At 67.0% G+C, this 21,480-nt stretch carries 22 protein-coding genes; 11 read left to right on the top strand and 11 right to left on the bottom strand.

Going from position 1 to position 21,480, the window contains the following annotated elements:
- Nucleotides 1–10 precede the first annotated feature (10 nt).
- Nucleotides 11–1,828 carry a glutamine--fructose-6-phosphate transaminase (isomerizing) gene (gene glmS / locus JX613_RS14815; RefSeq protein ID WP_207102242.1) on the bottom strand — a complete coding sequence of 606 codons (1,818 nt, stop codon included), beginning with the start codon at nucleotides 1,826–1,828 and terminating at the stop codon, nucleotides 11–13.
- On the bottom strand, nucleotides 1,828–3,171 hold the full coding sequence (glmU, locus tag JX613_RS14810) for a bifunctional UDP-N-acetylglucosamine diphosphorylase/glucosamine-1-phosphate N-acetyltransferase GlmU (RefSeq protein WP_207102241.1): 1,344 nt from the start codon (nucleotides 3,169–3,171) through the stop codon (nucleotides 1,828–1,830). The genes glmS and glmU overlap by 1 nt, the downstream gene beginning before the upstream one ends.
- A 118-nt stretch (nucleotides 3,172–3,289) precedes the next feature.
- Between glmU and JX613_RS14805 the strand changes: the two genes are divergently transcribed.
- Both JX613_RS14805 and JX613_RS14800 read left to right on the top strand, forming a co-directional pair.
- Nucleotides 3,290–3,964, top strand: a complete 675-nt coding sequence (locus JX613_RS14805) for an HAD-IA family hydrolase (protein ID WP_207102240.1) — start codon at nucleotides 3,290–3,292, stop codon at nucleotides 3,962–3,964.
- A gap of 222 nt (nucleotides 3,965–4,186) precedes the next feature.
- The gene (locus JX613_RS14800; RefSeq protein ID WP_207102239.1) at nucleotides 4,187–4,669 is read left to right on the top strand and encodes a hypothetical protein; all 483 of its coding nucleotides are present in this window, start codon (nucleotides 4,187–4,189) and stop codon (nucleotides 4,667–4,669) included.
- 31 nt (nucleotides 4,670–4,700) lie between these two features.
- Here JX613_RS14800 and bfr read toward each other — a convergent pair whose 3' ends face one another.
- Both bfr and JX613_RS14790 read right to left on the bottom strand, forming a co-directional pair.
- Nucleotides 4,701–5,186, bottom strand: coding sequence for a bacterioferritin (bfr, locus tag JX613_RS14795; RefSeq protein WP_207102238.1), 486 nt, complete (start codon nucleotides 5,184–5,186; stop codon nucleotides 4,701–4,703).
- Nucleotides 5,134–5,427 carry a (2Fe-2S)-binding protein gene (locus JX613_RS14790; RefSeq protein ID WP_207102237.1) on the bottom strand — a complete coding sequence of 98 codons (294 nt, stop codon included), beginning with the start codon at nucleotides 5,425–5,427 and terminating at the stop codon, nucleotides 5,134–5,136. The genes bfr and JX613_RS14790 overlap by 53 nt, the downstream gene beginning before the upstream one ends.
- 117 nt (nucleotides 5,428–5,544) lie before the next feature.
- On the opposite strand from JX613_RS14790, the gene queA reads away from it, so the two are divergent.
- The 4 genes from queA to JX613_RS14770 all read left to right on the top strand — a co-directional run bounded on the left by queA (nucleotide 5,545) and on the right by JX613_RS14770 (nucleotide 11,793).
- A complete protein-coding gene (gene queA, locus JX613_RS14785; protein ID WP_207102236.1) occupies nucleotides 5,545–6,591 on the top strand; it encodes a tRNA preQ1(34) S-adenosylmethionine ribosyltransferase-isomerase QueA in 1,047 nt (348 codons plus the stop codon).
- A 76-nt stretch (nucleotides 6,592–6,667) separates the two neighbouring features.
- Nucleotides 6,668–7,930 (top strand): MFS transporter, encoded by a 1,263-nt coding sequence (locus JX613_RS14780; protein ID WP_207102235.1) that lies wholly within the window; start codon nucleotides 6,668–6,670, stop codon nucleotides 7,928–7,930.
- Between the two features lie 68 nt (nucleotides 7,931–7,998).
- Nucleotides 7,999–9,390 carry a dihydrolipoyl dehydrogenase gene (lpdA, locus tag JX613_RS14775; protein ID WP_207102234.1) on the top strand — a complete coding sequence of 464 codons (1,392 nt, stop codon included), beginning with the start codon at nucleotides 7,999–8,001 and terminating at the stop codon, nucleotides 9,388–9,390.
- Nucleotides 9,391–9,498: 108 nt separating this feature from the next.
- A complete protein-coding gene (locus tag JX613_RS14770) occupies nucleotides 9,499–11,793 on the top strand; it encodes a glycosyl hydrolase family 28-related protein (protein ID WP_207102233.1) in 2,295 nt (764 codons plus the stop codon).
- A 36-nt stretch (nucleotides 11,794–11,829) separates the two neighbouring features.
- On the opposite strand, the gene JX613_RS14765 is transcribed toward JX613_RS14770, so the two are convergent.
- Complete coding sequence (locus JX613_RS14765) at nucleotides 11,830–12,303, bottom strand: pyridoxamine 5-phosphate oxidase (protein WP_207102232.1); 474 nt, start codon at nucleotides 12,301–12,303, stop codon at nucleotides 11,830–11,832.
- 214 nt (nucleotides 12,304–12,517) lie between these two features.
- Between JX613_RS14765 and acs the strand changes: the two genes are divergently transcribed.
- The 3 genes from acs to JX613_RS14750 all read left to right on the top strand — a co-directional run bounded on the left by acs (nucleotide 12,518) and on the right by JX613_RS14750 (nucleotide 16,891).
- Nucleotides 12,518–14,473 carry an acetate--CoA ligase gene (gene acs, locus JX613_RS14760; protein WP_207102231.1) on the top strand — a complete coding sequence of 652 codons (1,956 nt, stop codon included), beginning with the start codon at nucleotides 12,518–12,520 and terminating at the stop codon, nucleotides 14,471–14,473.
- Nucleotides 14,474–14,661: 188 nt separating this feature from the next.
- On the top strand, nucleotides 14,662–16,458 hold the full coding sequence (locus tag JX613_RS14755) for an MFS transporter (RefSeq protein WP_207102230.1): 1,797 nt from the start codon (nucleotides 14,662–14,664) through the stop codon (nucleotides 16,456–16,458).
- 70 nt (nucleotides 16,459–16,528) lie between these two features.
- Nucleotides 16,529–16,891: a response regulator transcription factor gene (locus JX613_RS14750; RefSeq protein ID WP_207102229.1), complete on the top strand. Its 363-nt coding sequence runs from the start codon at nucleotides 16,529–16,531 to the stop codon at nucleotides 16,889–16,891.
- A 3-nt stretch (nucleotides 16,892–16,894) separates the two neighbouring features.
- On the opposite strand, the gene JX613_RS14745 is transcribed toward JX613_RS14750, so the two are convergent.
- The 6 genes from JX613_RS14745 to JX613_RS14720 all read right to left on the bottom strand — a co-directional run bounded on the left by JX613_RS14745 (nucleotide 16,895) and on the right by JX613_RS14720 (nucleotide 20,243).
- A complete protein-coding gene (locus tag JX613_RS14745) occupies nucleotides 16,895–17,173 on the bottom strand; it encodes a hypothetical protein (RefSeq protein WP_207102228.1) in 279 nt (92 codons plus the stop codon).
- A 57-nt stretch (nucleotides 17,174–17,230) separates the two neighbouring features.
- Nucleotides 17,231–17,629, bottom strand: coding sequence for a hypothetical protein (locus JX613_RS14740; RefSeq protein WP_207102227.1), 399 nt, complete (start codon nucleotides 17,627–17,629; stop codon nucleotides 17,231–17,233).
- Nucleotides 17,630–17,749: 120 nt separating this feature from the next.
- The gene (locus tag JX613_RS14735) at nucleotides 17,750–17,953 is read right to left on the bottom strand and encodes a hypothetical protein (RefSeq protein WP_419538837.1); all 204 of its coding nucleotides are present in this window, start codon (nucleotides 17,951–17,953) and stop codon (nucleotides 17,750–17,752) included.
- 198 nt (nucleotides 17,954–18,151) lie between these two features.
- Nucleotides 18,152–18,934 (bottom strand): metal ABC transporter permease, encoded by a 783-nt coding sequence (locus JX613_RS14730; protein WP_207102225.1) that lies wholly within the window; start codon nucleotides 18,932–18,934, stop codon nucleotides 18,152–18,154.
- On the bottom strand, nucleotides 18,934–19,698 hold the full coding sequence (locus JX613_RS14725) for a metal ABC transporter ATP-binding protein (protein ID WP_207102224.1): 765 nt from the start codon (nucleotides 19,696–19,698) through the stop codon (nucleotides 18,934–18,936). Before JX613_RS14725 ends, JX613_RS14730 begins: the two co-directional genes overlap by 1 nt.
- Nucleotides 19,695–20,243 carry a Fur family transcriptional regulator gene (locus JX613_RS14720; protein ID WP_207102223.1) on the bottom strand — a complete coding sequence of 183 codons (549 nt, stop codon included), beginning with the start codon at nucleotides 20,241–20,243 and terminating at the stop codon, nucleotides 19,695–19,697. The genes JX613_RS14725 and JX613_RS14720 overlap by 4 nt, the downstream gene beginning before the upstream one ends.
- Before the next feature lie 48 nt (nucleotides 20,244–20,291).
- Between JX613_RS14720 and JX613_RS14715 the strand changes: the two genes are divergently transcribed.
- Nucleotides 20,292–21,173 carry a zinc ABC transporter substrate-binding protein gene (locus tag JX613_RS14715; RefSeq protein WP_207102222.1) on the top strand — a complete coding sequence of 294 codons (882 nt, stop codon included), beginning with the start codon at nucleotides 20,292–20,294 and terminating at the stop codon, nucleotides 21,171–21,173.
- Nucleotides 21,174–21,301: 128 nt separating this feature from the next.
- Nucleotides 21,302–21,478 carry a hemin uptake protein HemP gene (gene hemP, locus JX613_RS14710; protein ID WP_207102221.1) on the top strand — a complete coding sequence of 59 codons (177 nt, stop codon included), beginning with the start codon at nucleotides 21,302–21,304 and terminating at the stop codon, nucleotides 21,476–21,478.
- The last annotated feature ends 2 nt before the right edge of the window (nucleotides 21,479–21,480 follow it).

The following is a 21,480-nucleotide window of genomic DNA, read 5'->3' as shown; positions in this document are numbered from 1 at the left end:
GCCCCGCGCCTTATTCCACCGTCACCGACTTCGCCAAATTGCGCGGCTGGTCCACGTCGGTGCCCTTGGCGACCGCGGTGTGGTAGGCCAGATACTGCATCGGGATCGCATACAGGATCGGCTGGAACAGCCCCCCGCCCGAGGGCATCCGCAGCGTGGCCTGCACCCCGTGGCTGGCCGCCGAAAGCCCGGCCTCGTCCGACACAAGCAGGATCGGGCCGTGGCGGGCCATCACTTCCTGCATGTTGGATACCGTTTTCTCGAACAGCGCGTCATGGGGGGCCAGCACGATCACCGGCACGTCGCGGTCGATCAGCGCGATAGGCCCGTGCTTCAACTCGCCCGAGGCATAGCCTTCGGCATGGATATAGCTGAGTTCCTTGAGCTTCAGCGCCCCTTCCAGCGCCACCGGATAGAGCGCGCCGCGCCCCAGGAACAGCACGTCGCGGGCCTGCGACAGCCATTCCGACAGCGCCCGGCAATCGTCCGACAGGGCAAGGGTCTGCTGCATCAGCCCCGGGATCGACCGCAGGTCGGCCAGATGCGCGGCCAGCGCCGCGTCGTCGATGCGGCCCCGGTCATGGGCGGCCTTCAGCGCCAGGATCGCCAGAACGGTCAACTGGCAGGTGAAGGCCTTCGATGACGCCACGCTGACCTCGATCCCCGCGCGGGTGGGCAGGGCGATGTCGGAATCTCGCGCGATGGCGGAGGTGCCGACGTTCACCAGCCCGACCGTGCGGGCGACGTGATCCTTGGCATAATGCAGCGCGGCCAGCGTGTCCGCCGTTTCGCCTGACTGGCTGACGGCGATGAACCAGCTTTGGGGCGACAAGGGCGGCTCGCGATAGCGGAATTCGGACGCCACGTCGATGTCGCAGGGCAGGCCCGCCAGTTGCTCGAACCAGTATTTCGCGACATGGCCCGCCAGATGCGCGGTGCCGCAGCCGACCAGGCTAATGCGGTCCACGTTGCGGAAATCCATGCCGTCGGGCAGCACGATCCGGTCGTCCTTGACGTAATGGGTCAGCACGTCGCCGATCACCACCGGCTGTTCGGCGATTTCCTTGGCCATGAAGTGCCGGTATCCGCCCTTGTCGATGGCGGTGGCCCCGGTGTCGATGCGCGCCTCGGCCCGGTGGGTCTGGTTGCCCGCCGCGTCGAAGATCTGCGCGCCCGCACGAGTTAGGATCGCGTGGTCGCCGTCCTCCAGATAGGTGATGCGGTCGGTGAAGGGCGCCAGCGCCACGGCGTCGGACCCCAGGAACATCTCTCCGTCGCCATGGCCGATGGCTAGCGGGCTGCCCTTGCGGGCGGCGATCATCAGGTCGGGCTGGCCGTCGAACAGGAAGGCCAGGGCAAAGGCGCCCCGCAGCCGCGCCAGGGTGCTGCGCGCGGCCTGGACCGGGGATTGCCCCTGGTCCATGTAATGCGCCGTCCACAGCGCCACGGTTTCCGTGTCGGTCTGCGATTGCGGCTGGATGCCCAGGGCCGCCAGTTCCTCGCGCAACTCGCGGAAGTTCTCGATGATGCCGTTATGGACCACGGCCACGGGGCCGGACTGGTGGGGATGGGCGTTCACCTCGGTCGCAGGACCGTGGGTGGCCCAGCGGGTGTGGCCGATGCCGATATGGCCGGGCAGGGGGTCGTGGACCAGCCGGTCGGACAGGTTCACCAGCTTGCCCACGGCGCGGCGGCGGTCCAGACGGCCGCTGGCATCGACCGTGGCGACCCCGGCGCTGTCATAGCCGCGATATTCCAGCCGCCGCAGCGCATCGACCAGTTGCGGGGAAACCTCGTGAGATCCGAGGATACCGATGATGCCGCACATCAGCGGGCCTCCTTCTTCGCGCGCAGGGCGGCCATCAGGCGGGTGGCAAGGCCGGGCTTCGTCACCTGGCGGGCGCGGCCAAGCGCAAGCGCGCCGTCGGGCACGTCTTCGGTGATGACGGAACCCGACCCGGTCAGGGCGTCGCTGCCCACGCGCACGGGGGCGACCAGCATGGTGTCGCTGCCGATGAAGGCGCGGGCGCCGATTTCCGTGCGGTGCTTGCCGACGCCGTCGTAATTGCAGGTGACGGTGCCCGCGCCGATATTGGTATGCTCGCCCACATGGGCGTCGCCCAGATAGGTCAGGTGGCCGACCTTGACGCCTTCGTCCAGGACGGCGTTCTTGATTTCCACGAAGTTGCCGACATGCACGTCGCCACCCAGTTCCGCGCCGGGGCGCAGGCGGGCAAAGGGGCCGACCGTCGCCCCGGACGAGATATGGCAGCCCTCCAGATGGCAGAAGGGCAGGATCTCGGCCCCCGATTCCACCGTGACGCCGGGGCCGAAGACGACGTTCTGCCCGATCACCGCGTCGCGCCCGATGGCCGTGTCCAGCGCGAACCAGGTGGTCGCGGGATCGGCCAGCGTCACGCCATTCTCCAGCGCGCGGGCGCGGGCGCGGTCCTGGAAGGCGGCCTCGGCTGCGGCGAGTTCGGCGCGGGTGTTGATGCCCAGGGTTTCCGCCTCGTCGCAGGTGACGACATCGGTGCTGCGGCCTTCCGCGCGGGCCAGCGCCACAAGGTCGGTCAGGTAGTATTCGCCCGAGGCGTTCTGGTTCGTCAGCCGCACGATCAGTTGCCGCAGCAGCGCCGCGTCCAGCGCCATCACGCCGCTGTTGCAAAGCGCGATCTCGCGCACCGCCGCGTCGGCGTCCTTGTATTCGACGATCCGCTCCAGCCCGCGCCCGGTCACGATCAGGCGGCCATAGCGGCCCGGATCCTCGGCCTCGAAGCCCAGCACCACCAGGTCGGCGGGGTGCGAGGCCAGGGCGGCCAGCGTGTCCTCTCCGATGAAGGGGGTGTCGCCGTAAAGGACGACAACCTTGCCCTCGAAGCCCTCAAGCTCGGGCAGGGCCTGGCGGACGGCATGGCCGGTGCCAAGCTGTTCGGGTTGCAGCACGATCCGCGCATCCGGGTCGATCCTGCCCACGGCTTTTGTCACCAGATCTGCGCCATGGCCCGCGACCACGATCACCTGCTCGGGTTCCAGCGTGCGGGCCACCGCCAGGGCGTGCCCCACCAGCGGCATCCCGCCCAGGCGGTGCAGCACCTTGGGCAGGTCTGATTGCATCCGGCTGCCCTGGCCGGCCGCCAGAACCACGATCGCCACCGGCTTCTCTGCCATGCCTGCCCCTCATTCGCCTGTTCAAATTCCTTGGCAGGCGTTCTAATCGGGACCGGACGCCTGGGGAAGCCCCGCGCGTTCACCTTTGGTGTCGGATCATTGCGGGAAGGGCAGGGGCATGGCGGGAACGGTGGTCTTCGATCTGGACGGCACGCTGGCCGATACCTCGGCCGACCTGATCGCGGCGGCGAATGCCTGCTTTGCGGCGCGGGGGCTGGATGTGGCGCTGGACCCGGTGGCCGACGCGCTGACGGCCTTTCACGGCGGGCGGGCGATGCTGCGGGCGGGATACGGCCGGATGGGGGCCGACCTGCTGCTGCCCCCGGGGGCCGAGGACGAGGATTATCCCCGCCTGCTGGCCCATTACGGCGAAAACATCGCCGTGCACACCAAGCTTTATCCGGGGGTCGAGGCGGTGCTGGACCGCCTGCAATCGGACGGGCATATCCTGGCCGTCTGCACCAACAAGCCGGGCGCCCTGGCCGAAACCCTGCTGCACGCGCTTGGGGTGCGGGACCGTTTCGCGTCGATGATCGCGGCCGATACGCTGCCGGTCAGGAAGCCCGATCCGCGCCCCTATCGCGCGGCGGTCGAACAGGCGGGGGGCAGCGTGCCCGCGTCCTTCCTGGTGGGGGATACGGAAACCGACCGCAAGACGGCGGCGGCGGCGGGGGTCCGGGTGGCGCTGGTGTCCTTTGGCCCCGAGGGCGAGGCGATTTCCCGCCTCGCCCCCGATGCGCTGATCGGGCATTTCGACGAACTGCCCGACCTGGCGCGGCGCTGGCTGGGATAGGTGTCGCTCGGTTCCCGACAGCAGGGCTGACCCTTTAGACATGTTAACAAGGCGGCAGCCCCCCGATATGCAGGGGGTGTTAACAAGTTGTTCATGTTTGTCGGTGCCATTGTTCAAGACCCGCAAGGCGGGCTGGATTGCTGATGTCGGCACGTTGTCCCGAGTGTCGCGATGCAGCCTCTTTGCACGTTAGAAGATCAATGCCTGAATTTCTTTCCCCATATGGGATTCCGGCCCGCGATCCACGTTGTCGAGCGTGACCAGTACGGGGACCGCATGATCCTGGTCGTGGGCGACGACAGCCCCATGGAGGGCAAGGTTCCGCCCGGCTATGACGACTACATGCTGCTGGTCGATCCCTATGCGGTCGCGGGCGCCCCGTCCGGCCCGGGCATGGTCGCGCTGACCCAGGGTGCGTCTTCGGGGTGGGGGGCGCCATCCTTTCCGGGACAGGGGCCCGGTCCGTGGATCCAGGACGCATTGACAAACACGCCCGAAAGCGGCCGCCCGGTCAAGCCGGTGCTTCCGGTCAAGCCCGTGCTTCCGGTCACACCCCTGCCTCCGGTCAAGCCGATCATCCCCACGCCCGAAATCCCCGTGAACCCCGAGCTTCCGCCCCTGGCGCCCGTTCCCCTGCCTGATGCGGCGCCGATGCTGATCGCATCGCTGCTGGCCCTGGCCCTGCTGCGCCGCATCCGGGGCTAGGGCACCCCCGGCAAGGGAACGGGAGTCCGTCCTATTCCGCCTTGTCCGCAGGCTTGGCGTTCAGCTGGCCATAGTTCTGGGCGCCGATCGTCTCGTAAAGCTGGATCTGGGTTTCCAGGAAGTCGATATGGCCTTCCTCATCCTCGATCAGGTCGTCGAACAACGCCTTGGACACCTGGTCGTTGACGCTGGAGCAGTATTCCCGCGCTTCCAGATACAGGGTGCGCGCGTCGTGTTCGGCCGCCAGATCCGCTTCCAGCGTTTCGCGCAGGGTCTGGCCGATGCGCAGCGGGTCCAGCTTCTGAAGGTTCGGATGGCCTTCCAGGAAGATGATTCGCTTGATCAGCCGGTCGGCGTGGTGCATCTCCTCGATCGACTCGGCGCGCGACTTGTCGGCGATATGGCCGAAGCCCCAGTCTTCCTGCAGGCGGTAATGCAGCCAGTACTGGCTGACGGCGGTCAGTTCAGACCGCAGCGCCGCGTTGAGATAGTCGATGACCTTTGCGTCGCCCTTCATGGGGGGTATCCTTTGCAACATCTGATTTCGCCCGCAAAATCGGCGGGGCTACGCCCAGATTATCGCAGTGACGCATGGTGTCCAGAAAGAGCGGCATGCACCCGCCGCAATCGGCGCGTTTGCCCAAGGCGTGATAGATCTTGCCCGGCGTGATGATCGTCTGGGGATCGGCCGTCCGCATCCAGTCGATGGCCGCCTTGATCTCATGATCCGAGATTTGCGTGCAGTGGCAAACGATCATCGCGCAACTCCTGTTCGCCGGAAACATAGGGATTCTGTCGGATATGTAAAGCCGAGTTTTTTACTTGGGGTGGGGACGGCTTGACGCAGGGCCGGGCGGGGCGCAGAAGCGGCGGCCATGAAACTGTCCGATTTCGATTTCGACCTGCCCCCGTCGCTGATCGCCACGCGCCCGGCCCGCCCGCGCACGTCGGCGCGGCTGCTGCTGGCCCAGGGCGGCGCGATCGCCGACCGGCGCGTCAGCGACCTGCCCGACATCCTGCTGCCGGGCGACGTGCTGGTGCTGAACGACACCAAGGTCATCCCGGCGCGGCTGACCGGCACGCGGACCCGCCCGACGCCGCAGGGCGAGGCCACGGCCCGGATCGAAATCACGCTGCTGGAACCCGCCGCCGATGGCTGGCGCGCGCTGGCGAAACCCCTGCGCAAGCTGCGCGCGGGCGAGGTGATCCGCTTTGGCGACACACTGTCCGCCGAGGTCGCGGAAATTGCCGAGGGCGAGCTGCGCCTGCGTTTCGACGCCGAAGGGGACGCCTTCGATGCGGCGCTTCAGCAGGTGGGGGCGATGCCCTTGCCGCCCTATATCGCCGCCTTGCGCGCGCCCGACGACCAGGACCGGCAGGATTACCAGACGGTCTGGGCCGCCCGCCAGGGCGCCGTCGCCGCCCCCACCGCCAGCCTGCATTTCGACGCGGCGCTGCTGGAGGCGCTGGCCGCGAAAGGCGTGGAATTCGTCCATGTCACGCTGCATGTCGGCGCGGGCACCTTCCTGCCCGTCAAGGTCGAGGACGTGACCACCCACCGGATGCACGTCGAATGGGGCGAGGTCGGCGCGGATGCCGCCGCCGCCATCACCCTTGCCAAGGCGGAAGGCCGCCGCGTGATCCCGGTCGGCACCACCGCGCTGCGGCTGATCGAATCGGCGGCGCAGGACGACGGCACGGTCCGGCCGTTCCAGGGGACAACGGACATCTTCATCTATCCCGGCTATCACTTCCGGGTGACCGACGGGCTGATGACGAATTTCCACCTGCCGAAATCGACGCTGCTGATGCTGGTCTCCGCCCTGATGGGGCCCGAAAAGATCAGGGAAATCTATGCCCATGCGGTGGGGCAGGGGTATCGCTTCTTCAGTTATGGCGATGCGTCGCTGCTGGTCCCCTAGGGTCGCTTTCCGGGTAGCCCCCCGGCGCCGGATGGGCGAGACAGGGCCAACCCCGCCACCCGAGTTGAGACCACCCATGCTTTCCGTTCTGCGCACCACCTGGCCGCTGTTCCTGGGCATCCTCTTGCTGATGGTCGGCAACGGGATGCAGGGCACGCTGCTGGGCATCCGCGGCGGGATCGAGGGGATCCCGACCTTCCAGATGTCGGTGGTCATGTCGGGTTACTTCGCGGGCTTCCTGCTGGGCAGCCTGACGGTGCCCGGCCTGATCAAGAACGTGGGCCATGTGCGGGTCTTCGCCGCGCTCGGGTCCATGATCTCGTCCGTGCTGGTGCTGTACGCGGTGGAGCCCAACTGGATCTGGTGGACGATCCTGCGCACCATCATCGGCTTCTGCTTCTGCGGGGTCTATATCACGTCCGAAAGCTGGCTGAACGCCGGGTCCACCAATGAAAACCGGGGCCAGACGCTGTCGGCCTACATGATCGTGCAGCTTTTGGGGATCGTGGCGGCGCAGGCGCTGCTGAACACCTCCGATCCGGGCGGATACACGCTGTTCATCGTGGCATCCGTGCTGGTGTCGCTGGCCTTCATGCCGATCCTGCTGTCCGCGCGCCCCGCCCCGCAGTTCCAGACGATCAAGCGCATGACCTTCGCCCGGCTTTACCGTGCATCCCCGCTGGGCTGCGTGGGGATCTTCCTGATGGGCGGGGTCTTTGCGGTGCTGTCGGGGATGTCGTCCGTCTGGGGGGCCTCGGTCGGGCTGTCGGTGGCCGAGATCTCGGCCTTCGTGGCGGCCAGCTATGCGGGCGGGCTGGTGATGCAATATCCGGTGGGCTGGATTTCCGACCGCTACGACCGGCGCAAGCTGGTGCTGATGCTGGCCGCCGTGGGCGCGGTGACGGGGGTGGTGGCCATCGCCGTGCAGCCGGGGACATGGGGGCTGGTCATCGCGGGCGCGCTGATGGGGGGCATCGCCAACCCGATCTATGCGCTGCTGGTGGCCTATACCAACGACTATCTGGAGCAGTCGGACATGGCCGCCGCATCCGCCGGGCTGCTGTTCATCTATGGCATCGGGTCGATGGGCGGGCCGGTGATCACCGGCTGGCTGATGGAGGTGATCGGCCCCGACGGCTTCTGGGTCTATATGGCGGTGCTTCTGGCGCTGCTGACCGCCTATGCGGGCTGGCGCGCCACCCGCCGCCGGGCGCTGACGCCCGAGGAACAGGGCAACTTCGCCGTCATCACGCCCAACGCCACCACCATCGCGGTCGAGGCCGCGCTGGACGAAAAGCAGTCCGATCCCGGCGACCGGCGGGCGTCCGACGCGGCGTAAGCGGGCTGCTTGTTCCCCCCCTGCGATTGGTTTAACGCTGAACTATCGTGACCTGACAGGGGAAACCTATGGCCCAGAATTTCGACATGGTGGTGATTGGTGCCGGGCCGGGCGGCTATGTCGCCGCGATCCGGGGCGCTCAGCTGGGCCTGAAGGTGGCCTGCATCGAACGCGAGCATCTGGGCGGCATCTGCCTCAACTGGGGCTGCATCCCCACCAAGGCGCTGCTGCGGTCGGCCGAGGTGTTCCACCTGATGCACCGTGCCAAGGATTTCGGGCTGTCCGCCGAAGGCATCGGCTTCGACCTGGAAAAGGTCGTGGCGCGGTCGCGCGGCGTCGCCAAGCAACTGACCGGCGGCATCGGCCACCTGTTCAAGAAGAACAAGGTCACGACCATCATGGGCGAGGCGCGGCTGGTCGCGCCGGGCAAGGTCAGCGTGAAAACCGACAAGGGCACCGAGGAAGTCACGGCGAAGAACATCGTCCTGGCGACCGGCGCGCGGGCGCGCGAACTGCCGGGGCTGGAGCCGGACGGCAAGCTGGTCTGGAACTACAAGCACGCGCTGGTGCCGCCGCATATGCCCAAGCGGCTGCTGGTCATCGGATCGGGCGCCATCGGCATCGAATTCGCCAGCTTCTTCAATACGCTGGGCGCGGATACCACCGTGGTCGAGGTGATGGACCGCGTGCTGCCGGTGGAGGATGCGGAAATCAGCGCCTTCGCCAAGAAGGCCTTCGTCAAGCAGGGCATGACGATCCTGGAAAAGGCCACGGTCAAGAAGCTGGACCGCAAGGGCTCGACCGTGACCGCCCATATCGAAACCGGCGGCAAGACCGAGACGCAGGACTTCGACACGGTGATTTCCGCCGTTGGGATTGTGGGCAACGTGGAAAACCTCGGGCTTGAGGAACTGGGCGTGAAGATCGACCGCACCCATGTCCTGACCGACGAATACTGCCGCACCGGCGTTCCCGGCCTTTACGCCATCGGCGACGTGGCAGGCGCCCCCTGGCTCGCGCACAAGGCCAGCCACGAAGGGGTGATGGTGGCCGAACTGATCGCGGGCGGGCACCCGCATCCGGTCAAGCCCAGCAGCATCGCGGGCTGCACCTATTGCCATCCGCAGGTGGCGTCGGTGGGCCTGACCGAGGCCAAGGCCAAGGAACTGGGCCATGACATCAAGGTGGGCCGCTTCCCCTTCGTCGGCAACGGCAAGGCCATCGCCCTGGGCGAGCCGGAAGGCATGATCAAGACCGTCTTCGACGCCAAGACCGGCGAACTGCTGGGCGCGCACATGGTCGGCGCGGAAGTGACCGAACTGATCCAGGGCTATGTCATCGGCCGCCAGCTTGAGACGACCGAGCAGGATCTGATGGAAACGGTGTTCCCGCACCCGACGCTTTCGGAAATGATGCACGAGGCGGTCCTGGACGCCTATGGCCGGGCCATCCACTTCTGAACCCGTTGCGTGGGGCGGGGCTGCAACGCCCGCCCCCTCAAGGTGGCGTTAACCGTTTCGTAACTATCCCTTCACCCATGCGCCTGCCGCGGCTGAAGGAGATAGGTCATGAACATCGCGATCACCAACGGGCTTTTGCTGATGCCGCCCGCCTTCCGGGGCGGGCTGAACGCCTGGTCCCGGACGGACGGCACGCCGGGCAGCGCCACCTGGGCCTCGGCCGACAATGGCGCGCTGGTCCCGGCGGACCAGGACTTCGGCACCTGCCTTGAGGTGATCAAGCATCAGACCACCACCTCCGTCCGCTTCATGGGCGAGACGCCGATGATCCCGGGCGTCTATCTGCGCGTCTCGGCGCGGATCAAGGCAGTCGCTGGCGCGCTGTGTTCCGCGCGCATCGCCGGATGGGCGGGCAACGGGTCGCGCGCCCATGTGACCGGCCTGGTCGAGGTCGGGCCCACCGTGCCCCTGACCGCCTATGGCGAGGTGGTGGAAATCAGCGCCATCGTCGGCGTGGGATCGCGGCGCGGCGTGGACATGGCCTGGGGCACCGCGCCCGTCTATGGCCATTTCGGGCTGGACCTGGTGGGCGCGAACGGCGGCGCCTTCCGCATCGAATCGGTGCGGATCGAGGACGTGACGGCGGCCTTCATCCCCTCGCTGATCGACTGGGTGGACGTGCGCGACTATGGCGCCAAGGGCGACAACGTCACCAACGACCGCGCGGCCTTCATTGCGGCGGACCAGGCGGCCAATGGCGGCTGGATCCTGGTGCCCGAGGGGAAGTTCTTCATCAGCGGCGACCTGGGCATCAACAGCCGGATCCGCTTCAAGGGCACCATCCGCACCCCCGCCGAGACCACCGTGTCCCTTCTGCAAAGCTACAACTTCCCCACCTATGCCAGCGCCTTCGGCAGCGAGACGCTGGGCATGAAGAAGGCGCTGCAGGCGCTGTTCGGCTATACCGACCATGTCTCGCTGGACCTGTGCGGACGCCGCGTCGACCTGGAGGAGCCGCTGGTCATCCGCGCGCTGGCCCCGGACCTGACCGGCTTTTCCAACCGCCGCGTGATCTGCAACGGCAGCATCGGCGTCACCGCGGGCCCCGCCTGGGAAACCGGCAAATGGACCAGCACGGCGACCTATGACCCCGCGCAACCGCTGCGGCTGTCGGGTGTCGCCAACGTCGCCGCCATCGAGGTCGGCAGCCGCGTCAGCGGCAACGGCGTGGGACGAGAGGTTTACGTCAACGCCAAGGACGTGGCGGCCAGGACTCTGACCCTGTCGCAGCCGCTGTATGGCGGGGCCGGGACGCGCAACTATACCTTTGAACGCTATCGCTATCTGTTCGACTTTTCCGGCGTCGAGCAGCTGTCGCGCCTGAACTTCGTCGATCTGGACCTGAACTGCGAAGGGATCGCCAGCGGCATCATGCTGCCCCCCAAGGGGGACATGATCGCGCTGCGCGACTGCTATGTGACCAAGCCCCGGGACCAGGGCATCACCTCGATCGGGCGGGGCTGCCAGGACATGCTGGTGGACCGCTGCCAGTTCCTGTCGAACGAGATGGACCTGCCCGCCCAGCAACGCAACACCATCGCCATCAACGTCAACGGCAACGACGTGAAGATCCGCGACAACCGCTTTGTCCGCTTCGCGCATTTCATGGTGGCCGACGGCGGCGGGCACATCATCTCGGGCAACCACCGGTTCCAGGGCGACGGCTCGGGCGAGGGGTTGCGTTATGCCGGGCTGGTGCTGACCCAACCCAACGTGCAGACCACGATCAACGGCAACTACATCGACAACGCCTCGATCGAGTGGACCAACGAACACAGCGCCACGCCCAATTACTCGGGGTCCGAATTCAGCTTTGGCGGATTGACCATCACCGGCAACACCTGCCTGTGTTCCAACACCGCCGCCTGGTTCACCTGGCTGACCGTGAAGCCCCATGGCACGGGGCATTTCATCCACGGGCTGACCGTGACCAGCAACGTCTTCAAGGCGCTTTACAGCGACATCGACCGGATCGAGCGGGTCGATACCTCGATCGCCGACCTGAACTACAACAACATGCGCAACCGGCAATTCGAGGGGAACACCTTCAACGGGGTCAGGAACTATGTCTCGAACCCGTTGATGTTGCAGCATAACCAGACTTCGGCTTCGACGGCCTGGACCTTGCCGGTGATCGAGGGGCTGCCCTTCAAGGGTTGGGCCAAGTCGGTCCAGTCGGTGATCGCGGAAACCGCCATCACCACTGCGGCCGGGGCGCGCGTCGATGCCGCCCCCTGGGTGCAGACCGAGATCGGCACCACCAAGCGCCAGATCCGCCTGAACTGGCCTTCGGCGGTCAAGGGCAGGGTCAGCATCTATGCCCGGATGGACCGCCCGCAGTAAGGAACCAGACCGCCGCGGCACCGTCGCGGCGGTTTTTCATGCAAGGCCAAGATCGGCGGGCGTCAACCGGAACGCCGCGCCGAAGCCTGCGTTCAGGAAGCCCGCTTGGGGCGTCAGCCGCCAGAAGCGGAAATCGGGCAGGTCGATGAAGACCGCCGCCTTGGGATGCGCCCCCAGCCAGCGGTCCCGCAGCCCGCCGGGATCGGCGATCACCTGGGCCACCACCTGCAAGGACAGGCGCGGCCAGGTCATCGGATCGCCCCGGTCCCCCTGCATTTCCACCAGCAGCGCCGCGCGCGGATCGGCAGCCAGCGCCCGGCTGTGGACCGCCAGCCCGGACAACAGCGCGACCGGAACGCCGTCCCCGTCGATCTGGCAGGCGATCTTCGACAGATGCGGATGGCCCGTGGCCGAATCGTTCACCGCCAGCACTGCGTGGCGCATCATGGCCAGCATCTGCCGGGCCGAGGACCGGGCATCGTCGGTCGTGCTGCGGATCGGACCCTTCATCGCCAAAGGCTGCCGTTCCCGCAGGGGCTTGGCAACGGTTGTGAAAAATTTACAGATCGGCCTGCGATTCGGTCAATTAATTTTCAGAATTTCCGTTTTCATAAAAACACTTAACAGAAATTCCCGAATGTGCTTAACATGCCCTTGGGGAATGGCAGAACGCTTGCCGACGCCGCCAGGCAACTGCGGCCCGCAAGCGTCGCGAGGAGGGAAGATGACCACCGAAACGATTGAAAAGCATCCGATTCCGGCAGGATTTGCAAACGCGCATTGCGGCCCGGGCGATTACGCCCGCCTTTATGCCGAATCGATCAGCGACCCGGAATCGTTCTGGGGCCGCGAGGGCAGGCGCCTGGACTGGATCCACCCCTACAGCATCGTCAAGAACACCGACTTCACCTTCGGCAAGGTGTCGATCAAGTGGTTCGAGGACGGGATCCTCAACGCCTCGGTCAACTGCATCGACCGCCACCTGCCCGCCCGCGCGGGCCAGACCGCGATCATCTTCGAGCCCGACGATCCCGCGACGCCCGCCCAGCACATCACCTATGCGGAACTGTCCGAAAAGGTGAACCGCTTCGCCAACGTGCTTTTGTCCCAGGGCATCATGCGCGGCGACCGGGTGGTGATCTATCTGCCCATGATCCCCGAGGCGGCCTATGCGATGCTGGCCTGCGCGCGGATCGGGGCGATCCATTCCATCGTCTTCGCGGGCTTCTCGCCCGACGCGCTGGCCAACCGCATCAACGACTGCGGCGCCAAGGTGGTGATCACCGCCGACACCGCCCCGCGCGGGGGACGGCGCACCAACCTGAAATCGAACACCGACGCCGCGCTGCTGCATTGTTCCGACCGGGTGCGCTGCCTGGTGGTCAAGCATACGGGCGACCAGACCACCTGGATCGGGGGCCGCGACGTGGACGTGAAGGCGCTGATGGAAACCGCCAGCCCCGACTGCCCGCCCCGCCCGATGAGCGCCGAGGATCCGCTGTTCATCCTTTACACCTCGGGGTCCACCGGCAAGCCCAAGGGGGTCGTGCATACGACCGGCGGCTATCTGGTCTATGCCGCGATGACTCACCAATACACCTTCGACTACCAGGACGGCGATGTCTTCTGGTGCACGGCCGATGTCGGCTGGGTCACGGGCCACAGCTATATCGTCTATGGCCCGCTGGCCAACGGCGCGACCACCGTGATGTTCGAGGGCGTGCCCACCTATCCCGACGCGGGCCGGTTCTGGGAAGTCTGCGCCAAGCACAAGGTGACGCAGTTCTACACCGCGCCCACCGCGATCCGGTCGCTGATGGCCAAGGGCACCGAGCCCATCGAGAAGCACGACCTGTCCAGCCTGCGCCTGCTGGGGTCCGTGGGCGAACCCATCAACCCCGAGGCCTGGAACTGGTATAACGAGAACATCGGCAAGAACCGCTGCCCCATCGTCGATACCTGGTGGCAGACCGAAACCGGCGGCCACCTGATCACGCCCTTGCCCGGCGCCATCGAGACGAAGCCGGGTTCGGCCACGCTGCCCTTCTTCGGCATCAAGCCCGTGATCCTGGAAGCCGAGTCCGGCAAGCCCGTCGAAGGCAACCCAGCCGAGGGCGTGCTCTGCATCGCCGACAGCTGGCCGGGGCAGATGCGCACCCTGTGGGGCGATCACCAGCGCTTCATGGAGGCTTATTTCCAGCAATATCCTGGCTACTACTTCACCGGCGACGGCTGCCGCCGGGACGAGGACGGCTATTACTGGATCACCGGGCGCGTGGACGACGTGATCAACGTCAGCGGCCACCGCATGGGCACCGCCGAGGTCGAGAGCGCGCTGGTCGCCCATGAGAAGGTCGCGGAAGCCGCCGTGGTGGGCTATCCGCATCCGCTGAAGGGGCAGGGCATCTATGCCTATGTCACGCTGATGAACGGCGTCCAGCCCTCGGACGAGCTGCGGGGCGAGCTGGAGAAATGGGTCCGCACCGAGATCGGCCCCATCGCCAAGCCCGACGTGATCCAATGGGCGCCCGGGATGCCCAAGACCCGTTCGGGCAAGATCATGCGCCGCATCCTGCGCAAGATCGCCGAGAACGACTATGGCAGCCTGGGCGACATCTCCACCCTGGCCGAGCCCGAGGTGGTGGACGACCTGATCGCCAACCGGATGAACCGGGGCTGATTTCCGCGGCGGGCCGCCCGGCCCGCCCGCGACCGCGCAAGGGCGGCATCCGGTGAGGAGGACCGGGCGCCGCCAGACCTGCCTGACAAGCGATCCCCCGCCCGCGTTTCCCTTGAAGCGCGACCGGAGAAGGCTTGCCCGTCAGGATCCCATGCCAGCCGGCGGCTGGTTCAACAGGAGGAGGATTGATGGCTTACGCATCGCCCGACGCGACGACCCGTTCGCGTCCCATGACGTCCGAGGAAAAGAAGGTCATCCTGGCCTCGTCCGCGGGCACCATCTTCGAATGGTACGACTTCTACCTTTACGGTTCGCTGGCCGCGATCATCGGGGCGCAGTTCTTCACCGCCTTCCCCGAGGCCACCCGCAACGTCTTCGCGCTTCTGGCCTTTGCCGCGGGCTTCCTGGTGCGTCCCTTCGGCGCGCTGGTCTTCGGCGCCCTGGGCGACCTGATCGGCCGGAAATACACCTTCCTGGCCACCATCCTGATCATGGGCTTCTCGACCTTCCTGGTCGGCCTGCTGCCGGGCTATGCGTCCTGGGGCATCGCCGCGCCGATCATCCTGATCGCGCTGCGGATGCTGCAGGGCCTGGCGCTTGGCGGCGAATACGGGGGCGCTGCGGTCTATGTGGCCGAACACGCGCCGGCGAACCAGCGTGGCTATTTCACGGCCTTCATCCAGACCACCGCGACGCTGGGCCTGCTTCTGTCGCTGGTGGTGATCCTGCTGGTCACGTCCTATGTGAACGCCAACTATCCGGCGGTGCCGCAACTGGGGCTTGACGGCCAGCCGCTGCTGGACGCCACGGGCGCGCAGGTGATGCTGGATCCCTTCAAGGCCTGGGGCTGGCGCATCCCGTTCCTGGGGTCGGTCTTCCTGCTGCTGATCTCGCTCTACATCCGCCTGCAGATGAACGAATCGCCCGCCTTCAAGAAGATGAAGGAAGAAGGCGCGCAGTCGAAAGCCCCGCTGAAGGAAGCCTTCGGCAACTGGAAGAACGGCAAGATCGCCCTGATCGCCCTGCTGGGGCTGACGGCGGGGCAGGCCGTGGTCTGGTATTCGGGCCAGTTCTATGCCCTGTTCTTCATCCAGAACGTGGTGAAGGTGGACCAGTTCAGCGCCAACGTCTTCGTGGCCTGGTCGCTGATCCTGGGCACGGCGGGCTTCCTGTTCTTCGGCTCGCTGTCCGACAAGATCGGGCGCAAGCCGATCATCCTGGGCGGCTGCGCCCTGGCTGCCGCGACCTACATGTGGGTCTTCCCGATGCTGACGGCGACGGCCAACCCGGCGCTGGCCGCGGCGCAGAACACGCCCGTCACCGTGACGGCGGCGCCCGACGACTGTTCCTTCCAGTTCAACCCGGTGGGCACCGCGCAGTTCAACAACAGCTGCGACATCGTCAAGGCGACGCTGTCCAAATCCTCGGTCAACGTCCAGGAAACGGTGGATGCCCCGGCGGGCACCGTGGCCTCGGTCAAGATCGGCGACACGGTGGTGCAGTCTTATGACGGCAACGCCCTGACAGGCGACGCGCTGAAGGCCGAAAAGGACCGCTTCACCGCCGAGGTGAACGCAGCCCTGACCGCCGCGGGCTATCCGCTGGTGGCCGCCGACAACACCACCGTCGCCAAGGCCGACCACTTCTTCGACATCTTCAACGGCCAGAACATCAAGATCGTGCTGATCCTGACCTATCTGATCGTGCTGGTGACGATGGTCTATGGTCCGATCGCGGCGCAGCTGGTGGAACTGTACCCGACCCGCATCCGCTATTCCGGCCTGTCGCTGCCCTATCACATCGGCAACGGCTGGTTCGGCGGCCTGCTGCCCGCGACCGCCTTCGCGATCTCGGCCCAGACCGGCAACATCTATGCGGGCCTGTGGTATGCGATCGTGATCGCGGTGATGACGGTGATCATCGGCACCATCTTCGTGCCGAACGGCACCCACAAGAAGAACATCTTCGCGGACGACAACGTCTGATCCCTGCACGAAGGGCGGGCCGGATCATCCCGGCCCGCCATCCCTGTTTCAGATCGGGAAGGCGCGGCCCATGGCCAGGATTCTTGTCGTCGAGGACGAGGACAACATCGCCATCGCGCTGGAATTCCTGCTGGCCCGCGAGGGACACGCCCATTCCCGCCTGTCCGAGGGCGGCGCCGCCTTGGCGGCGATCCGCAACGAACGCCCCGACCTGGTGCTGCTGGACGTGATGCTGCCCGACATGTCGGGATACGAGATCGTCGAGCTTCTGCGCGCCGATCCCGGTCTGTCGGGGGTGCGCATCCTGCTGATGACCGCGCGCGGATCGGTGGTCGAACGCCGCCGCGGGCTTGCCCTGGGCGCGGACGGCTTTATCGCCAAACCCTTTGAACTTGCCGAACTGCGGGCCGAAATGTCGCGCCTGCTGAGCTGAGGCTCATCCCCGGCGCCCTTGCCACAGAGACCACAGGGCCAGACCGATGCCAAGATAAACGGCATTGACCAGAAGCCCCGTCATGACCTGCGCGGCCAGCGGCTCGGGGCGGGTGGTGGCGCCGGTCAGCGGGATGATGACCGCGACAAAGACCGCCCCCGCCGCCAAGGGCAGCAGCATTCCCGTGATCGGCCTGTTGCGCAGCGTTGTCAGCATCAGGGCGATCAGCAGGCCGATGCGGAACACATCCGTGGCCTGGGCCGCAAGCAGGTCCGATATCATCCATTCCCCCGTCTTTTCCGCAGCCTAGACCGGGGATCGCCGGGCCGTCCAGCGTGATTACAACTGGATTTCCGGCTGGTCGGGATCGACCGGAACCCGGGGCGGGGCAGGGGCGGGATCGCCCGGCCCGCGCAGCGATTCCCCCAGCGGCGGCGGCGGGGGCGCACCGGCCTTGCGGCGGATCAGGACATCGCCATTCTCCAGCCGCTCGGGCGGGTCATAGTTGCCCAGGTCGTCCACCAGCACCGCCAGATCCTCCAGCATGGGCGCAAGATCGGACAGCACGCCGCCCATGTCCCGGCCCAGGCGGTTCAGGTCGAGGCCAAGCTCGTTCCACAGGTTTTCGGCGATGATGCCCAGGCCGCGTTCGACAAGGCCAAGCCCGTCTTCCGTCCCGGTCTGGGCGGGTGCCTGTCCCGGCATGGCAAGCAGGACCAGGATCAGAAGCCTGCGCATGATCACCCCGCATTGGCTGGCCTGGCCGATGCTACGCCCCCGGGGGACGGCCTTCAACGGAAAAGGGCTGGCCAAAGGCCAGCCCTTTATACCTGACGGAACCGCGGTTCCGTTCAGAAATCAGCTGTCGTCGTCGTCCGAAGCAACCGCGGCGATGACGCCCAGCAGCAGCAGGGCCGGGACAACCAGGCCAGCGTTGGTCGACGCGGGCTTTTCTTCCACGACGACGGGTTCGACGTCGACGACGGGGGCGACATAGCCACCGGCCAGAGCCGACGAAGCGGTGAGGCCGAGAGCGGCAGCGAAGGTAGCGAATTTGGTCATGATCATGCTCCGTTTCGTTGAAGGCTGCCGTCACCGGCAACATCGAGGCGACAGTTGCACAATCCCCCGGGGTTTGAAAGCCGCATTGATTCAAATCCGTCGCGGGCTTGTGCCGACTGTTGCATATTGGCCAACACCCCCGGGAACGTCCGGTTCCGGGGCAAAAGGGCGGCCCGGGACAGGTGTGGCAATCCTGCACTAGCCCCGCCGAAAGGCCTGCGAAACGGCGAAAATCAGGGCGGCGGCGGTGACGATCGACGGGCCTGCGGGCGTGTCCAGCCGCAGGCTGGCCGACAGCCCCGCCAGCACCGCGAAGCTTGCGATCAGCGTGGCGTTGCCGACCATCCGTTCGGGCGTGCGCGACAATCCGCGGGCCGCTGCCGCCGGAACGATCAGCATGGCCGAAATCAGCAGCGAACCCACGACGCGAATCGACAGGGCCACCACAACCGCCAGGGCCAGCGACAGGATCATCCGTTCGACCCGGGGATCGATTCCCGCGGCCATCGCCAGTTCCTCGTTCACCGATGCGGTCAGCAGCCGCTGCCAGCGCCAGGCCAGCAGGGCCAGCACCCCCGCCGCGCCCGCCCAGATCAGCGCCAGGTCGGTGCGGCCCACGGCCAGGATGTCGCCGAACAGATAGGCCGACAGGTCCGAGCGCGCCTGCGGCACGAAGCTGATCGCCACCAGCCCGACCGCCAGCGCGGAATGGGACAGGACGCCCAGCACCGTGTCCATCGCCTGCCCGCGCGTGGCCAGCACGGACACGGCCAGCGCCATCGCCAGCGCCACCAGCAGCGTGCCCGCATAGATCGAGGCGTTGAAGGCCAGGCTGACCGCCACCCCCAGGATCGCCGCGTGGGCGGTGGAATCGCCGAAATAGGCCATGCGCCGCCAGACCACGAAGCTGCCCAAAGGCCCCGCCACCGCCGCCACGCCAAGCCCCGCCAAGACGGCTCGGATGAAGAAATCGTCCAGCATCAGGATGCCCCGGCGTGGTGGTGCGGATGCAGGCAGGCCGCATCATGGTCGTGGTCGTGGTCGTGGTGGTGCTGGTAGAGGGCCAGCGTGCCTTCCGCCTCGGCCCCGAACAGGGCGCGGTATTCGGGGGCGCTGCTGACATGCTGGGGCGTGCCCTCGCAGCAGACATGGCCGTTCAGGCAGATCACCCGGTCGGACGCGCGCATCACCACCAGCAGGTCGTGGCTGACCATCAGGACCGCCGCGCCGGTCTGGCGGCGCACCTCCTCGATCAGCTTGTAGAAGGCGACGATGCCGGGCTGGTCCAGGCCCTGCGTCGGCTCGTCCAGCACCAGCAGATGCGGGTCGTGCAGCAGCGCGCGGGCCAGCAGCACGCGCTGGAACTGCCCGCCCGACAGCTGCGTCAACTGGCGCGCGCCGACCTCCTCGACGCCCGTGTGGGTCAGAACCCTTGCCGCGACATCACCGGACACGCGGCGGGGCAGGGACAGGAAGCGGCGCACGGTCATGGGAATGGTCGTGTCCACCTGCACCCGCTGCGGGACATAGCCGATGCGCAGGCCCGCCTTGCGCGCGACCCGGCCCGCCGCCAGCGGCACATGCCCCAGCAGCGCCCGGATCAACGAGGACTTGCCCGATCCGTTCGGCCCGACCACGGTGACGATCTCCTGCGGCTCGATGCGGAAATCCACGCCTTGCAGCACCGTGTCATGGCTGCCGGGCCGGTGGATGGTCAGGCCCTTGGCCTCGATCAGCGCGCTCATGCGCCCGCTCCGGCCTGGGCCTCGGCGCAGGCGGGGCAGAGGCCCAGGGCCTCGATGGTGACGCGTTCGACCGTGAAGCCGGTTTCGGCCGCCAGATCGGCCAGGGCGGCGCGCAGGGGGGCGGCGGGCAGTTCGGCCAGCGTGCCGCAGGTGCGGCAGATCAGGAAGGCGGGCGCGTGGTCCTGGCCGGGATGCAGGCAGGCGGCAAAGGCGTTCAGCCGTTGCAGGCGGTGCGCAAGGCCGTGTTCGACCAGGAATTCCAGCGCGCGATAGGCGACGGGCGGCTGGCGGCCAAAGCCTTCGGCGGCAAGGCGGTCCAGCACCTCGTAGGCGCCCATGGCGCGGTGCGATTCCAGCAGGATCTCCAGCGTGCGGCGGCGCACGGGGGTCATGCGGCCGCCCTGTTCGGCCAGCCGGTCCGCAGCCTCGTCCAGCGCGCGCGCCTCGCAGGCGCGGTGGTCGTGGGGGGCAAAGGCCGGGATCGTCCTGGCGTTGTCCTGGGTCAATGTCGTTACTTTATCACATTCCGGTTGACGTGTTATCATGTAACATGGAAAGGAACGGCCCTGCAATCGACGAACAAGGGACATCCGATGCGCATCCTGCTTTCCACGCTGGCCTTGCTGGCCACACCGGCCTGGGCCGAGCCGCCGCAGGTCGTGGCCGACACGCCCGTGACGGCCTCGCTGGTGGGCCAGGTGATGGGGGATGGCGCGCCCGTGCAGGTGCTGCTGCCGCAGGGGGCCAGCGCGCATCACCACCAGATGCGCCCGTCGGACGCGCGGGGGTTGCAGGATGCCGGGCTGCTGGTCTGGACGGGGCCGGAACTGACGCCCTGGCTGGATCGGGCTGCGGGGTCGCTGGCCGACGGGGTGGCGCAGCTTCGCCTGCTGGAGGTGCCGGGGACGCATCTGCGCAGCTATGGCGAGGAGCAGGGGCATGACCACGATCATGGCGGCATCGACCCCCATGCCTGGCTGGATCCGGCCAATGCCCGGCTTTGGCTGACGGCGATTGCCGAGGTTCTGGCGGCGGAGGATCCCGGCAATGCCGAAACCTATGCGCGCAACGCGGCCCAGGCGGGCCAGCGCATCGCTGACCTGGACGCCAGCCTGAAGGCGCAGCTTGCCCCGCACACAGGGGCCAGCCTTGTCGTCTTCCACGACGCTTACGGCTATTTCACCGATCATTACGGCCTGCGCCCGGCCATCGCGGTGTCGCTGGGCGATGCCAGCGCGCCGTCCGCCGCGCGCCTGTCGGCCATCCGGGACCGGATCGGGACGGCAGGGGCGGCCTGCGCCTTTCCCGAATATGCCAGCGATCCGAAGCTGGTCCAGACGGCCATCGAGGGATCGGGCATCCGCATGGGCGACGCGCTGTCGCCCGAAGGCGGCACCGCTAGCCCGGGCCCCGGTCTTTATTTCGACCTGCTGAGCGGCATGGCACAGGCCATCGACGGTTGCCTGTCCCGTTAAGCCCCTGTTTTCGGCAGGTTATGAAGCCCCCCGCAGCGCCGGAAGATTTCCGACTAAATTACTTTGACATTCCTAAGCGGTTTTGTCAGATTTCCCGGGACCAAGGCTTGAACCCTGAGAGGCTGACCATGACCGCAGCGCGCCCCGCCGATTTCCAGCAACCCGCGACCAGCGTCCTGTCGCGCATCCCGCAGCATGACGCGACGGCCCTGACGCGGGGCGGCAACCAGGCGCTGATCATCCTCGACGAGCAGATCTACCAGTTGCGCATCACCCGCGCGGGCAAGCTGATCCTGACGAAGTGATG

It is taken from the genome of Paracoccus shandongensis (assembly GCF_017315735.1).
Classification (GTDB): domain Bacteria; phylum Pseudomonadota; class Alphaproteobacteria; order Rhodobacterales; family Rhodobacteraceae; genus Paracoccus; species Paracoccus shandongensis.
Note: the sequence above shows the minus strand (reverse complement) of the source record. Positions and strands in the feature narration are given on the sequence as shown.

What these genes read in the sequence shown, in the direction of transcription:
- glmS (WP_207102242.1), bottom strand. Translation starts at nt 1,828, where the DNA reads ATGTGCGGCATCATCGGTATCCTCGGATCTCACGAGGTTTCCCCGCAA.
- glmU (WP_207102241.1), bottom strand. Translation starts at nt 3,171, where the DNA reads ATGGCAGAGAAGCCGGTGGCGATCGTGGTTCTGGCGGCCGGCCAGGGC.
- JX613_RS14805 (WP_207102240.1), top strand. Translation starts at nt 3,290, where the DNA reads ATGGCGGGAACGGTGGTCTTCGATCTGGACGGCACGCTGGCCGATACC.
- JX613_RS14800 (WP_207102239.1), top strand. Translation starts at nt 4,187, where the DNA reads ATGGGATTCCGGCCCGCGATCCACGTTGTCGAGCGTGACCAGTACGGG.
- bfr (WP_207102238.1), bottom strand. Translation starts at nt 5,186, where the DNA reads ATGAAGGGCGACGCAAAGGTCATCGACTATCTCAACGCGGCGCTGCGG.
- JX613_RS14790 (WP_207102237.1), bottom strand. Translation starts at nt 5,427, where the DNA reads ATGATCGTTTGCCACTGCACGCAAATCTCGGATCATGAGATCAAGGCG.
- queA (WP_207102236.1), top strand. Translation starts at nt 5,545, where the DNA reads ATGAAACTGTCCGATTTCGATTTCGACCTGCCCCCGTCGCTGATCGCC.
- JX613_RS14780 (WP_207102235.1), top strand. Translation starts at nt 6,668, where the DNA reads ATGCTTTCCGTTCTGCGCACCACCTGGCCGCTGTTCCTGGGCATCCTC.
- lpdA (WP_207102234.1), top strand. Translation starts at nt 7,999, where the DNA reads ATGGCCCAGAATTTCGACATGGTGGTGATTGGTGCCGGGCCGGGCGGC.
- JX613_RS14770 (WP_207102233.1), top strand. Translation starts at nt 9,499, where the DNA reads ATGAACATCGCGATCACCAACGGGCTTTTGCTGATGCCGCCCGCCTTC.
- JX613_RS14765 (WP_207102232.1), bottom strand. Translation starts at nt 12,303, where the DNA reads ATGAAGGGTCCGATCCGCAGCACGACCGACGATGCCCGGTCCTCGGCC.
- acs (WP_207102231.1), top strand. Translation starts at nt 12,518, where the DNA reads ATGACCACCGAAACGATTGAAAAGCATCCGATTCCGGCAGGATTTGCA.
- JX613_RS14755 (WP_207102230.1), top strand. Translation starts at nt 14,662, where the DNA reads ATGGCTTACGCATCGCCCGACGCGACGACCCGTTCGCGTCCCATGACG.
- JX613_RS14750 (WP_207102229.1), top strand. Translation starts at nt 16,529, where the DNA reads ATGGCCAGGATTCTTGTCGTCGAGGACGAGGACAACATCGCCATCGCG.
- JX613_RS14745 (WP_207102228.1), bottom strand. Translation starts at nt 17,173, where the DNA reads ATGATATCGGACCTGCTTGCGGCCCAGGCCACGGATGTGTTCCGCATC.
- JX613_RS14740 (WP_207102227.1), bottom strand. Translation starts at nt 17,629, where the DNA reads ATGCGCAGGCTTCTGATCCTGGTCCTGCTTGCCATGCCGGGACAGGCA.
- JX613_RS14735 (WP_419538837.1), bottom strand. Translation starts at nt 17,953, where the DNA reads ATGACCAAATTCGCTACCTTCGCTGCCGCTCTCGGCCTCACCGCTTCG.
- JX613_RS14730 (WP_207102225.1), bottom strand. Translation starts at nt 18,934, where the DNA reads ATGCTGGACGATTTCTTCATCCGAGCCGTCTTGGCGGGGCTTGGCGTG.
- JX613_RS14725 (WP_207102224.1), bottom strand. Translation starts at nt 19,698, where the DNA reads ATGAGCGCGCTGATCGAGGCCAAGGGCCTGACCATCCACCGGCCCGGC.
- JX613_RS14720 (WP_207102223.1), bottom strand. Translation starts at nt 20,243, where the DNA reads ATGATAACACGTCAACCGGAATGTGATAAAGTAACGACATTGACCCAG.
- JX613_RS14715 (WP_207102222.1), top strand. Translation starts at nt 20,292, where the DNA reads ATGCGCATCCTGCTTTCCACGCTGGCCTTGCTGGCCACACCGGCCTGG.
- hemP (WP_207102221.1), top strand. Translation starts at nt 21,302, where the DNA reads ATGACCGCAGCGCGCCCCGCCGATTTCCAGCAACCCGCGACCAGCGTC.